Raw genomic sequence first — 13,351 nt, 5'->3', positions numbered from 1 at the left:
CCGCAGGGAATCATCCCGACGGGCTTGAGCTCACCGAAGAGGAAGCCTTCTCGCTTTTGAGTTTGTGTCTCACAAGCCCTCAAGCGTTGGATGCCATTTCGGAAAAGGCGTTGAGAAAACTGGCGGGGTTCTGCATCTCTCGTAGCAATCATCAATATCATCTTGCAGAGCCGGATATAGCCGCGTCGACTCAGCGTCGAGCTCTCTAAAGGCGGGGACTTCGGTCCCTGCCTTTCCTGTTTTGAGCCCAGTGCCCGAGGATCAGGCGTTGACCTGGATCATCTCGAACGCTTCGACGACGTCGCCTTCCTGGAACGCTTCCCAGTTGTCGAAGGTCAGACCGCAATCGAAACCCTCGGTAACCTCGCGCACATCGTCCTTGAGGTGCTTCAGGGTCGAGAGCTTGCCCTCGTACACCAGCTCCTCGCCACGGCGCACGCGCACTTTGCAGTTGCGGGTGACCTTTCCGTCGGTGACGTGGGAGCCCGCAACGATCCCCTTCTTGGTCAGCTTGAAGCGAACGCGAATCTCAGCTTTGCCGAGGTACTGCTCCTCGAACTTGGGTTCGAGCATGCCCTTCACGGCGGCCTCGATGTCTTCGATCAGCTCGTAGATGATCGTGTACGTTCGAATCTCGACCTTCTGCTTCTCGGCTTCCTTCTTCGCGCCCGGTTCGGGCTTCACGTTGAAACCGACGCAGATCGCGCCCGCGGCGCCCGCGAGGAGCACGTCGCCCTCGGTAATCGATCCGACGCCCGAGTGGATGATGCGGGTCTCCACCTCGGCGTTGCTGATCTTCTCAAGCATGCCGCGCACCGCCTCGACGGAACCCGAAACGTCCGCCTTGACCACGAGCAGCAGCTCGCGGAGTTCGCCGGAGTCCATCTGGGACCGGAGGTCGCGCAGCGTGATCTTGCGTTCGGGCGTCGCCAAGTTGCTCACGCGATCGGCCTCGGCCCTTCCCTCCGCCCGTTCTCGAGCCTCGCGCTCGTCGGACTCGCGCTCGATGGTGTCGCCGGCCAGGGGCGTCTCGTTGAGCCCTAGCACCTCGACCGGGGTCGAGGGACCCGCCTCTTCGATCCGCTCGCCCGTGTAGTCGTGCATCGCCTTGATACGGCCCCAGGTGCTCCCCACGACAAGAGTGTCGCCCACCTTGAGCGTTCCCTCTTGAATGAGAAGCGTGGCCACCGGGCCGCGGCCCTTCTCGAGCTTCGCCTCGATCACGACCCCTTCAAGGGGCCCCTTGGGGTCTGCTTGCAGGCCGAGGACCTCGGCTTGGAGCAACACCATCTCCAAGAGGTGCGGAACGCCTTCGCCGGTGATGGCGGAGACCGGGCAGACAATGGTCTGGCCGCCGAACACCTCGGGAATCACCTCGTGTTCGGGAAGCTGTTGGATCACCCGGTCGGGATTCGCGTCGGGGCGATCGATCTTGTTGACCGCCACGATCATCGGGACCTCGGCGTTCAGGATGTGGCTGATGGCCTCCTTGGTTTGCGGCATGATGCCGTCGTCGGCAGCCACCACGAGGATCGCGATATCGGTCACCTGCGCGCCTCGGGCGCGCATCGCGGTGAACGCGGCGTGGCCCGGCGTATCCAAGAAGGTGATCTTCCCTTCCGGAAGCTGCACCTGGTACGCGCCGATGTGCTGCGTGATGCCGCCGTGCTCTCTCGAAACCACGTTCGCCTTCCGAATGAAGTCGAGCAACGACGTCTTGCCGTGGTCGACATGGCCCATAATGGTGACAACAGGCGGGCGCGGCTGGGCACCTTTGGTGCTCCGCCGCGTTTTTTGTTGCGCAGGCGCCGATTTCGGCTTGGCTGCATCGGCCCATCGGATGGTGTGGCCGAAGGATTGGACGAACTTCTCGGCGACGTCGGCCTTCAGCACCGTCGTGAGAGTGGCCATGACCTTCATCTTCATCATGAGGGTCTTCTGAACTTCCGGCTGAGCGAGGTCCAGGGCGGCGGCGATGTCGCGCGGGGTGACGTTCGGTTGCAGGACGAGCGGGGCGTCCTTGGGCATCTCGGCCAACGACTCGCGGATCAGCTCGAGGCTCTCCTCGTCGGTCTCGAAGCCCTGCGCATCGTGCTCGAGCCCCAGATCGTGCAACGCGCCGTAGATCTGGCCCGGCTTCAACCCGAATTCTGTGGCCAGTTCTGCGATGGTCACCGTCATAGCTTCTTTCTTTACCTCAGTTTGCATATTAGCTTTTCTCGAATGTCCGCCTCGGGAACCGCTCCCGCGGGTAGTTTCAGCGCCCGCGCCAGGCGCCCGCGGGTCGTTCCCGCTTCCACGCAGGATTCGCTCCTGCACACGTAGGCCGACCGCCCGTGCAAGCCAGGGCCGTCGACATCGACTCCCCTCTCGGTCCGCACCACGCGCAGCAACGTCGCCTGAGGCGCCTTGCACCGGCAAGCGACGCATGTGCGATGCGGAACGTGCGTCAAGACGAAGGCGCTTCCTCCGGGTTTGGCGGCGTGGACGCCTCGGCGGGCGCCTCGCTCTCCGAAGCCTCCGGCACCGCCTGGGCCTCGGGCGTGGTTTCGGTTTCGACGGCTGCCTTCGTCTCGGCGGCCGCCTGCGTCTCGCTCCGGATGTCGATCTTCCAGTCCGTCAAACGGGCGGCAAGCCGAACGTTCTGGCCGCCCTTGCCGATGGCGAGGGAAAGCTGGTTGTCTGGAACGACCACATAGGCGCTTCGCTGCTCCTCGTTCAGGCGGATCGCGTTGACCTTCGCCGGACTCAGCGCGTTGGTGATGTAGGTCGTCGGATCCTCGCTGTACGGCACGATGTCGATCTTCTCGTCGTACAACTCGTCCACGATCGCCTGCACGCGCGAGCCTCGCGGCCCGACGCACGCCCCGACCGCGTCCACACGTTCATCGGTCGAAGTGACCGCTACTTTCGAACGCTGGCCCGGTTCGCGCGCCACCGAGTTGATCACCACGATGCCCTGGGCGATCTCCGGAATCTCAAGCTCGAACAGCTTGCGAAGCAAATTGGGGTGCGTCCGGCTCACCAAAACGCGGAGGCGCCGCATCGAGTCGTCCACTCGCAGCACGTACACGCGCAAGCGATCGTTGGGCCTGTACGGCTCCGTGGGAACCTGTTCGCGGCGCGGCAACTCGGTCTCCACGCGGTTTACCTGGATGAAGACGCTCTGAGCCTCGCGCCTGCTGACGACGCCGGAAACGACCTCGCCCATCTTCTCGTTGAAGACCTCGTGGATCTGCCGCGTCTCGGCTTCGCGCAGCTTCTGGCTCAGCACCTGCTTGAACGTCTGGGCCGCGATCCGGCCGAACCGGTTCGGGTCCACCTGGGTCTGGATGAAATCGCCCACCTCGGCGTCCGGCTTGCGCTTGCGCGCCTCGTCGATCGTCATCTGGAAAGAGGGCTCGGTGACGATGCCGACCACCTCTTTGTCCAGCAGCGCGGTCCATCCCTTCTCGGGATCGATGTGCACGGTGACATCGCCCGTCGCACCAACGAATTTCTTGTAGGCGGCGGCCAGCGCCTCTTCAATCTCTGCAAGGAGTTCTTCGAGCGAGATATCGCGCTCGGTCGCGATTTGATTGAGCTGCTGCAGGATGTCCATTTCGAAAAACCTTGTGAAGAGCTAACAAAAAAGGCGGCACCGTGGCCGCCTTCTCGGCTTAGCTCAGTTATTGGGCAGAGTATAGCACAGCACCCCCCTCCGGGCGCATCGAGACGGGGGCGAAGGGCACAGGCCGAAAGGACCCTCCCGCGACACGCCAGACGACGCGTCTTCCAAGTAGACTCGCGTTGTGATCACACTCTTCGTCGAAGGTCTGGAGTTCTACGCGCACCATGGAGTCCCCGAAGCCGAACAGGCGATCGGACACCGCTACGCCGTCGATTTGGAGATCGACGTGCGCGAGAAGGCGACGCAGACCGACCGCGTCGAGGACACTGTGGACTACGCCGCGGTCGCCGAGGCACTCGTCGGGCACGCGCAGGAACACCGCTACCGCACCCTGGAGCGCCTCGCGGCGGGTCTGTGCGACACGCTCTTCGAGACGTTCGAAGCCATCGTCGAGGTCCGCATGCGCCTGGCGAAGCGGCTGCCGCCGGCCCCGATCATCGCGGAAGTCGCGGGGGTCGAGATCGTGCGCAGCCGAGGGTAGATTTCCGCCACGCCCGGGCAAGAACCTCAAGTTGTTTATGAGGTTTGCCGATAAGTAGGCTGTGACACCTTCGGGTCGGAATCGAGTCGTGCGCACGGTGCGCGCGACGGCGGACAGCTACTTGGCGTCCCCCGTCGTGCGCGCGCAGGCCGACTCCGTCGCCGCCCTTCTCGCCGTGTTGGCGCTCGATGCCCTCTTCGGCTTCCCGACCGCGTTCCGCTTGGGTTACGTCTTCCCCATCTGCGTCGCCGCACGCGGCGCGGGACTCCGGTGGAGCGTGGGAGTCGTGTTCGCGGCCGCCCTGATCCTCACGACCATCGAGTGGTACCTCCACAAGGGCCAGGTGAACTCGCTCGCCTCCTTGGCGCTGCACGCGTGTCTGCTGGGCCTGATTCTGCGCCTGATGGAACGCCTGGAGTCCGGGCTCGCCAACTACCAGACCCTTGCGTGCCAAGACGCCCTGACCGGCCTGCCGAACAGGAACGCCCTGCAACGTCTCGCCGACAAGGCGATCCAGCGGGCGGAGACCGCGAAGGACGCCCAAGGTCCCCTCACCCTCGCCATGATCGATTGCGACCGCTTCAAGGAGTTGAACGACACGTACGGGCACGCCTACGGCGACCTGGTGCTCAAACTGCTCGCCCGCACCCTGGGACACGGGCTCCGGCGGCATGGATGGGTTGCGCGGACGGGCGGCGACGAGTTCGTGGCCCTGCTTCCCGGCTGTACGCCCGAGAACGCTGCGAAGCTCCTCAACGAGTCTCGGACGAGGTTTCTCGAGGCGGGCGTTCCCGGTACGGGCTTCACCTTCGGCGTCGCCCAGTGGCGACCGGGCGCAAGCCTGGACTCGCTCCTGGCAGACGCCGACCGGGCGATGTACCGCCACAAGCCGTACGCCGCGATCCGCACCTCCTCCCCTTCGCGGGCAACACCCTCCGCGTAGGGTGCCAGACCGCTCACACAAGAACGGTGCCACGTCCGCTCGACGGGCGTTGCCCCCAGCTTGAACCTGCAGTTACTCCAGGCCAAAGCCCCTTTGCGTCCTTAGCGTGAAACAACCTCCGGGGGCAGGAGGCTGTCCAGTATGCGCGGGATTCAGTCGAGGCGCCGGCTACCCACCAGACCCAGGGTCTGCAGGGCGCAGTGCAACTGCGACCAGCGCTGCTCCAATGACCCCGTGTAGCCGATGGAAAGCCGGACCAGGCCGGGTTTGACGCCGGCGCGCTCCAGCTCCTCGTCCGGCATCTCGCTGCTCGTGGAGGCCGCGGAACAGGACATCAGGGTCTCGCTGAATCCCAGACTCACCGCCATCAATCCGAACCGGTGCACGTTCTGGAGAAGGCGCATGAACTCGAAGGCCTTCTCGCGAGTCCCCAGATCCAGCGTCAGGATGCCGCCGTACCCGAATTCGGCGTTGGCCATCCGCCGCATCAACGCGTGGTCGATGTGGGAAGGCAGCCCAGGGTAGTTGACCGGAAGGCCCAAGGCGTGCAGACGCTCGGCAAAGGCGAGGGCGCGACGGCTGTGTTCGACCATCCGCAGCCCGAGGTGGGGCAAGCGCAGGCTGATCTCGAATGCCACCTGCGGATCCATCGTCGGACCCAGCAGCATCAACGCCCCCGTGTGCAGGTCCATGAGCTGCATCACGAACTCCGTCTTGCCACAGATGGCGCCGGCGATATGGTCGCTCGCGCCGTTCATGAACTTCGTCACGCTGTGCACGACCACATCCGCGCCGTGGAGAATCGGCGAAACGATCAACGGAGCGAAGGTGTTGTCGACGACCAGCATCGCCCCGTGCCGGTGTGCGATTTCAGCCAGCGCGGGGAGGTCGGCGACCCGCAGGGTGGGGTTGGAGATCGTCTCGCAGAAGAGCACTTTCGTGCGGGCGACGAACGCCTGCTCGACCTCCTCGAGGTCCGACAGGTCCACAAAGGTCGTTTGCACCCCGGTCTTCTGCGGCAGGAACTCGCTAAGCAGCGCGAAGGTGCCGCCGTACACCGTGCGTCCCGAAACGACGTGGTCGCCCGAATCGCACACCTGCATGATCGCCGAAGAGATCGCCGCGAGGCCGCTCGCGGCGCAGTAGCCGGTCTCCGCTCCCTCGAGGGCTCCGATCTGACGGCCGAGCACGTAGACCGTCGGGTTGAAGTGGCGTCCGTATAGGTAGCAACCGCCTGCTTCCGGGCCAAGTCGGCCCTGAAAGATCTCCGGCATGGTGGAAGGCTCGATCACCGTGAAGGTCGTACTGGCCTCCACGGACATGTTCACCCCGCCGTGCTCGCCGAACTCGTGGCGAAGGTTCGCGAACGACTCCACCGGATCGAAGGGGTCCATGCTCCTGCCTACTTCTTCTTCTTGGGCTTCTCGTCGGCTCGAGGCGCGACCGCCGGCCGGTTCGCCGCGTTCTTGTCCTGCTTCGCCTTGTGCGCGTCGCTGTTCCCGGACGAGTTCTTCTTTGGCTTGCGGTCACCCATGGCGTCTACACTCCTTGTTTGCGAATGCGCTGGCTCGACTTCTTCGAAGGGAGCTTGCCCACCTTGGTCTCCGGGGTGCCGGAGGGGCCGGAGGGGTTTTCCTTCAGCTTGTCGACGGCAGCCTTGATGTCTTTCTTCGAAGGGCGCTTCACGGCCCAGCGTACTCCATTCCCACAGCCTCTCGACTACTTGGCGTTCCAAGGCATCCGCTTCAACAGCAGGGTCATGGGACAAACGCCCGTCAAGGCGTCGAGCAGGAGCCCGAAAGTTGGCAGCAGGGCCAGATAGATCCATCGGGGGTCCACCCATCCGGCCAGCAGAAAGGCGGCTCCCAACATCAGCCCGGCAACCAGGTGCGTCTGGCGGTCGAGGCGGCGGTCCGCCGGCTTTGAATGGGGAAATGCGTCGGTGTGAACGGCTTGCTTCATGGGTGTGATCCTCCGAACCGAAAGAGCCCTTTGCCGAGGGCGAGGATTCATACCGCCGACCCCGAATCCTCTCGCCGCGCAGCCGCCTCTCTTGGGTTGTACGGAGGATCGTGCTTTGTGATGAAGAAGCTTCAATGGACAGGAATCGCCATCTTCGCCGCGGCGGGTGCCGGCCTGATCGCTGGATGCGGACCTAAGGAGACCCCTTCCAAGCCGCAGGAGGCGGCGCGGACGGTGGACGCCCAGATACTCACGGTGGGCCAGTCGGAAGCGGCCGAGGGCACCCTCGTCACCGGAACCGTCCGAGCGCAGTTCGAAACCACGCTCGCCTCGAAAGTGATGGGCAGGGTCGAGAAGGTGGTCGGACGCGAGGGGGACAACGTCAAACGGGGCCAACTACTGGTCGGGATCGACTCGCGCGAACTCCAAGCCGCCGTCAACCTGGCCGGCGCCAACTACCAGGCTTCCGTGGTCGCCGTCGACAGCGCCAAGACCAGCGCGACGATGGAAGAGCGGACGAGCCAAGCCCGCATCGCCCAAGCGGAATCCGGCGTTCGCCAAGCCCAAGCCCAACTTGCCGCGGCGGAGGCCCGCCGCGACCTGGCCGTCGCAGGCCCCAGGACCCAGGAGGTGGCCCAGACGCACATCGCCGTCGTGCAGGCCGAGTCCAATCTCAAACTCGCGAAGATCGAACTCGATCGAGCCACCCAGCTCGTCAACGTCGGGGCGATCGCGCGGCGCGACTTGGACGTCGCGCGAAATCGATACGAGCTGGCCAAGGGCCAGTACGACGCGGCGCTCCAAAGCGAGTCGATCGCCAAGGAAGGTTCCCGCTCCCAAGAAATCCGCGCCGCCGAGGAGGCCGTCAGCCAAGCCCGAGCCGGCCTCGAGCAATCGCGATCCGCACTTGCCCAGGCCAAAGCGTCGGCCCTTCAGGTCGACGTGAGTCGAAAGACGGTCGACGTCACGCACGCCCAGGTGAGGCAGGCCGACGCGGCGCTTCGTTCGGCGACGGTGGGGCTCTCCTACACGAAGGTCGTTGCGCCCTTCGATGGCCGCATCGTCCAGCGCATGGTCGATCCCGGAGCGATGGCCAGTCCGGGCGTGCCCCTGTTGGCAATCGAAGGAGGTACCTACCGCCTCGAGGCGGTGGTCCCCGAGTCCCTGATCGCCACGGTCCGGATGGGAGACACGTCGCCGATCGAACTTGATGCGCTGCCGGGCAAGATTCTCCAAGGTCGCGTCGTCGAAATCGTCCCCCAGGGCGACGCGGTGTCGCACAGCTTCATCGTAAAGTTCGTGCTGGAAGCCAGCTCCGGCGTGAAGTCGGGAATGTTCGGGCGCGCCCGCATCCGGTCCGGGACCGTGCCGCGGATGCTGATTCCGACAAGCGCGACCTGGGAACGGGAGGGTCTGCACTACGTCTATGCGGTCAACGATCAGGGCATCGCGCGGCTGAGGATCGTCACCCTCGGAGAGGCTTTCGGCGGTCAAGTGGAGGTGCTTTCAGGCCTCGGAAAGGGCGATCGCATCGTGCTCGCTCCCATCTCCGACGTTGCCGACGGCGACAAGGTCGCGGCTGGCCAACCATGAAGACCGGCTTCGCAGGCAAGCTCGCGGCGGCGTTCGTCAACAGCAAACTCACCCCGCTCATCATCCTCGCTTCCCTGCTCCTCGGGCTCTTCGCCGTCCTGAAGACCCCTCGCGAGGAGGAACCGCAGATCGTCGTGCCGATGGCGGACGTGATCGTCCAAATGCCCGGCGCATCCTCAAAGGAGGTCGAGCGTCGGGTCACCGCGCCGATGGAGAAGCTGATCTGGGAGATTCCGGGCGTCGAGTACGTCTACTCCACCAGCAGCCCCGGCCAGTCGATGGTCGTCGTCCGGTTCCTCGTGGGACAGGACCAGGAGCGGGCCTTCGTCCGGCTGCGGGAGAAGCTCCAGGGACATTTCGATCTCATCCCGCCTGGGGCGTCCCAACCCATCATCAAGGCCCGGTCGATCGACGACGTGCCCGTTCTCGCCCTGACCCTCCACAGCCAGACCGTGGACTCCTACACGCTGCGCCAGGTGGCGTCACGGGTGGAGCAAGCGATCAAGAGCGTTCCCAACGTGAGCGAGACGATGATCATCGGAGGGCGCAAGCGCGAGCTCCGCGTGATCCTGGACCGTTCCCGGTTGGCGGGCTATGGATTGAGTCCCTCCGATGTCCTGCGCGCCCTCGGCTCAGCCAATCAGTCGGGCGATGCGGGGCACTTCGCCGAAGACAACAGCGAAATCGTCGTCAAGGCGGGCGGCTTCTTCAAGTCGACGTCCGACGTCGAGAGCGCCGTGGTCGCCTCCATGGACGGAAAGTCGATCCAAGTGTCCGACGTGGCACGCGTCGAGGACGGTCCTGAAGAAGCGAAGAACTACGTGCTCTTCGGCACGGGTCCGGCCAGCAGCGAACCAGCGACGACCGCGCTGGAACCCGCCGTGACCATCAGTGTCGCCAAGCGCCAAGGCGTGAACGCGATCGACGTCGTCCACGGCGTCCTCGCCAAGGTGGACTCCCTCAAGGGCACGATCATCCCCGGCGACGTGCGCGTGACGGTCACCCGCAACTACGGCGAGACCTCGGCCGAAAAATCGGGCGAACTGCTCTTCCACATGGCCATCGCCGTGGTCTCCGTGACCATCCTCATCGCCCTCGTGCTCGGTCGGCGCGAGTCGATCGTCGTGCTCACGGCCATCCCGGTCACGCTCGCCCTGACGCTGCTGGTCTTCTACCTCTACGGATTCACGCTCAACCGGATCACCCTCTTCGCGCTCATCTTCTCGATCGGCATTCTCGTGGACGACGCCATTGTGGTGGTCGAAAACATCGTGCGCCACCTCCGCATGCCCAGCGCCAAGGAGCAAGGCGTGGTGAAGACCGCGATCCTCGCCGTGGACGAGGTGGGCAACCCCACGATTCTCGCGACATTCGCCGTCATCGCCGCCATCCTCCCCATGGCCTTCGTCGGCGGCCTCATGGGCCCCTACATGCGCCCAATCCCCGTCGGCGCATCCGCCGCGATGATCTTCTCGCTGCTCATCGCCTTCATCGTCACGCCCTGGGCGGCCGTGCGCATCCTCAAGAACGGCGGCAAGGGCAAACACGGGCACGACGAGGAGGGCCCCGAAGATGTCCTCACCCGGATGTACCGCCGGATCATGACGCCGCTCCTCCGCTCGTGGAAGGTCCGCACGCTCTTCTTCTCGATCATCGCGCTGCTTCTGGTGGGCGCGATGTCGCTGGTCGCCATCAAGGCCGTGACGGTCAAGATGCTCCCGTTCGACAACAAGAACGAGTTCCAAGTGATCGTGGACATGCCGACGGGCACGACCCTCGAGCAGACGGCTGCGGTCGCACGCACGCTCGCCGACTACGGCGCGAAGGTGCCGGAGGTCACGGACTACCAGATCTACATCGGAGCCGCGAGCCCCTACAACTTCAACGGTCTGGTCCGGCACTACTTCATGCGCAGCGCGAGCTACCAAGCCGACATCCAGGTCAACCTCACCAACAAGGGCGAGCGCAAGGCGCAAAGCCACGACATCGTGAAGCGCATCCGCGCGGATCTCACCCGCATCGCCTCCCGCTACGGCGCACGCATCAAAGTCGCGGAGGTGCCGCCGGGGCCGCCGGTGCTCGAGACCCTCGTCGCCGAGGTCTACGGCCCCAACGAGGAAACCCGACGCGACGTGGCGAGCAAAGTGAAGCAGATCTTCAGCACGACCGACGGCGTCTCTGATGTCGACTGGTACATGGACGACGACCAGACCACGTTCCGGTTCGAGGTGGACAAGGAGAAGGCCGCGCTCGCAGGAGTGAGCGTGCAGGCGATCAACGACAACCTCGCCGCTGCGCTCTCGGGCCAGGCGGTCGGGCTCTTCCACGACGAGGGGTCCCGGGAAGACGTACCGATCATGGCGCGACTCCCTCGCTCGCAACGCAGCGGTCTGGACCAGCTCGAGCAGCTCCAAGTGCGAAGTTCGAGCGGGGCGATGATTCCCCTGAGCGATCTCACCACGATCCGCGAGGTGAAGACCGACAAGAGCATCTACCACAAGAATCTCTTGCCCGTCATCTACATCACCGGGGACGTGGTCGGTCGGCAGGAGAGTCCCGTCTACGCGATCCTGAAGATGAACCAGGAACTCGACAAGATGGAGCTTCCGGACGACGTGCGCCTCAACGTCCTGTCCACGCACCTGCCCGAGACCACGGATCACCCTGCGATGAAGTGGGACGGCGAGTGGCACATCACCTACGAGGTGTTCCGCGACCTGGGACTGGCCTTCGCGGTCGTCCTCGTCCTGATCTACATCCTTGTGGTGGCGTGGTTCCAGGACTTCAAGACGCCTGTCGTGATCATGGCGCCGATCCCCCTCACGCTGGTCGGCATCCTTCCCGCCCACGCGTTGATGGGAGCGTTTTTCACGGCGACGTCGATGATCGGGTTCATCGCCGGAGCGGGGATCATCGTTCGCAACTCGATCATCCTCGTCGACTTCGTCGAGCTGCGCAGGCGACAGGGTTCGTCGCTGGAGCAGGCGGTGATCGACGCAGGCGCGATCCGATTTCGCCCGATGCTCCTGACGGCGGCGGCGGTGATCGTCGGCTCGTTCGTGATCTTGTTCGACCCGATCTTCCAGGGTTTGGCCATCGCGCTGATGGCGGGCGAAATCGCCTCGACGCTGCTCTCGCGCCTCACCGTGCCGGTGCTCTACTTCCTTTCGGCAAGCAAGTGGGAGAAAGGGAGGGCTGACGCTTGAGCCGACGGCCTCACACGGAGGCTTCCGGACATCCGAGCCCGTCGTCAAGCGCGGCTCGGACCATCTGCCTGGCGCGGTGGAGCCTCGACTTGAGCGCGGGCACGCTGAGGTCCATCGACGCCGCCACTTCCGCCGCGGGCTCGCCGAGGATCTCGCGGCGCACATAGACCTCCCGGTACAGCTCCGGAACGCCGGCGATCGCTTCCCTGACGCAATTCTGGAGCTCGGCGAGTTCGCCCGCCTCGTCCGGGCCCGGCGCCCCATTCGACGCCTCGAAGCCCAGGGCTTGCAAGGCCTCCAGCGAGGCGAACTTCGACTCCTTCATACGGCCCTTCAGCCGCGCGCAGGCACGTCGGCCGATCATGGCAAGCCAACCCTGGAAGCTCGAAGGATCGCGGAGCTGCTCGGACGCCTTGAGGGCCGAGAGGATCGCCGTGGCCAGCGCGTCCTCGGCGTCGTCGTGGTTGCCGCACACGCGAAGCATCTGCCGGTAGATGGCGTCGCGATGCGTGATGATGAGGCGTTCGATGTCTGCCACGGCGGGTTTGGTTCTTGGTCCTTCGTCCTTGGGGGTTAGTAGCCGTTCTTGGTCTTTCGCTCCGTGTTCCTGGAGGCGGCGAAGGGCGCTTTCTTGGACTCGACGGCGCCCGTGGAGAAGGCTTCCTTCGCGTTGAGCTTTGCGATGGCGGATTTGATCTCGGATTTCGTTGGGCGCTTCACCGCTTCAGGGTACCTGCCGCCCTCGCAGGCCTATACTGCAAGCAAGAGCCCACGCGGGGGAACCCATGACCACCATCAGAGCCCTACTTCTCGTCGTCTGTCTGGTGCCCGCCGCAACGATGGCCCAACCCGCCGCGCCTCGCGCGCGTCTGCAGATCCAGAACGCGGGCAACGTTCCCCTGACCGTCTTCTGGCTGAAGTCAGAGACTGAGCGCGTCCAGAGAGGCGACGTGCCGCCAGGCGGCCAGACGATCCTCAACACCACCGTCGGGCACCGCTTTGCCCTCGTCGGCGGTGGCGAAACGGTGGCCACCGTCACGAGCGAGGTCCGGGTCCAGTGCTTCCGCTACCAGCCTGACGGCCATGACGGCATTCCCCCCTTCTACACGCGGGTGGTCCACGCTCACGGTTTCCCAATCGTCGCCTCCCCCAAGGTCAATCCCTACGCGCTCAAGGAGGCGGCCTATCTCGTGGACTTGATGCTCGCGAACCGCCCCGACGTTCGCGAGGCAATGATCAAGAGCGGCGCGCGCATGTGCGTGATGGCGCACGACGAGTTTACGACGGACCTTCCCGAGTTCGCGTGGCTGGGCAAGGAAAAGATGCGCGGCTTCGAGGCTCTTTCGAGCAAGGACTTCTGGGACGCTCGGGCCCGGGGCTTGGGAGGGAGCGAGACCGACCCCTACTGCTCCGTCGCCGAGGAGAACCTGCTGGGTCTGGTTGGCGACCCCTACGAGAAGGAGTGCATCCTGATCCACGAGTTCGCTCACAACATC

The 13,351-nt window shown here is 64.7% G+C and carries 12 protein-coding genes; 5 read left to right on the top strand and 7 right to left on the bottom strand.

What is annotated here, in order from left to right:
* Window positions 1–261: 261 nt before the first annotated feature.
* Together infB and nusA are read right to left on the bottom strand one after the other, a co-directional pair.
* A complete protein-coding gene (gene infB / locus M9921_00060; GenBank protein MCO5295230.1) occupies window positions 262–2,181 on the bottom strand; it encodes a translation initiation factor IF-2 in 1,920 nt (639 codons plus the stop codon).
* A 268-nt stretch (window positions 2,182–2,449) separates the two neighbouring features.
* Window positions 2,450–3,601: a transcription termination factor NusA gene (nusA, locus tag M9921_00055; GenBank protein MCO5295229.1), complete on the bottom strand. Its 1,152-nt coding sequence runs from the start codon at window positions 3,599–3,601 to the stop codon at window positions 2,450–2,452.
* 190 nt (window positions 3,602–3,791) lie between these two features.
* Between nusA and folB the strand changes: the two genes are divergently transcribed.
* Window positions 3,792–4,151, top strand: coding sequence for a dihydroneopterin aldolase (folB, locus tag M9921_00050; protein MCO5295228.1), 360 nt, complete (start codon window positions 3,792–3,794; stop codon window positions 4,149–4,151).
* 88 nt (window positions 4,152–4,239) lie between these two features.
* Window positions 4,240–5,094 (top strand): GGDEF domain-containing protein, encoded by an 855-nt coding sequence (locus M9921_00045; protein ID MCO5295227.1) that lies wholly within the window; start codon window positions 4,240–4,242, stop codon window positions 5,092–5,094.
* Between the two features lie 152 nt (window positions 5,095–5,246).
* Here M9921_00045 and M9921_00040 read toward each other — a convergent pair whose 3' ends face one another.
* From M9921_00040 to M9921_00030, 3 genes are all read right to left on the bottom strand, one after another.
* Window positions 5,247–6,488, bottom strand: coding sequence for an aminotransferase class I/II-fold pyridoxal phosphate-dependent enzyme (locus M9921_00040; protein ID MCO5295226.1), 1,242 nt, complete (start codon window positions 6,486–6,488; stop codon window positions 5,247–5,249).
* A 145-nt stretch (window positions 6,489–6,633) separates the two neighbouring features.
* The gene (locus M9921_00035; GenBank protein ID MCO5295225.1) at window positions 6,634–6,780 is read right to left on the bottom strand and encodes a hypothetical protein; all 147 of its coding nucleotides are present in this window, start codon (window positions 6,778–6,780) and stop codon (window positions 6,634–6,636) included.
* Window positions 6,781–6,813: 33 nt separating this feature from the next.
* Window positions 6,814–7,056 carry a DUF2892 domain-containing protein gene (locus M9921_00030; GenBank protein ID MCO5295224.1) on the bottom strand — a complete coding sequence of 81 codons (243 nt, stop codon included), beginning with the start codon at window positions 7,054–7,056 and terminating at the stop codon, window positions 6,814–6,816.
* A gap of 120 nt (window positions 7,057–7,176) precedes the next feature.
* Between M9921_00030 and M9921_00025 the strand changes: the two genes are divergently transcribed.
* Window positions 7,177–8,649 (top strand): efflux RND transporter periplasmic adaptor subunit, encoded by a 1,473-nt coding sequence (locus M9921_00025; protein ID MCO5295223.1) that lies wholly within the window; start codon window positions 7,177–7,179, stop codon window positions 8,647–8,649.
* Window positions 8,646–11,855, top strand: coding sequence for an efflux RND transporter permease subunit (locus tag M9921_00020; protein MCO5295222.1), 3,210 nt, complete (start codon window positions 8,646–8,648; stop codon window positions 11,853–11,855). Before M9921_00025 ends, M9921_00020 begins: the two co-directional genes overlap by 4 nt.
* Window positions 11,856–11,865: 10 nt before the next feature.
* Here the strand turns inward: M9921_00020 and M9921_00015 are convergent, their stop codons facing one another.
* Window positions 11,866–12,393 carry a sigma-70 family RNA polymerase sigma factor gene (locus M9921_00015; protein MCO5295221.1) on the bottom strand — a complete coding sequence of 176 codons (528 nt, stop codon included), beginning with the start codon at window positions 12,391–12,393 and terminating at the stop codon, window positions 11,866–11,868.
* A 35-nt stretch (window positions 12,394–12,428) separates the two neighbouring features.
* The gene (locus M9921_00010; GenBank protein MCO5295220.1) at window positions 12,429–12,575 is read right to left on the bottom strand and encodes a hypothetical protein; all 147 of its coding nucleotides are present in this window, start codon (window positions 12,573–12,575) and stop codon (window positions 12,429–12,431) included.
* A 65-nt stretch (window positions 12,576–12,640) separates the two neighbouring features.
* Here M9921_00010 and M9921_00005 point away from each other — a divergent pair.
* Window positions 12,641–13,351: hypothetical protein (locus M9921_00005; GenBank protein MCO5295219.1), on the top strand; the 711-nt coding region annotated here is incomplete at its 3' end.

It is taken from the genome of Fimbriimonadaceae bacterium, assembly GCA_023957775.1.
Classification (GTDB): Bacteria; Armatimonadota; Fimbriimonadia; order Fimbriimonadales; family Fimbriimonadaceae; genus JAMLGR01.
The sequence above is the reverse complement of the archived record's forward strand: the minus strand, read 5'-3'. Positions and strand labels throughout refer to the sequence as shown.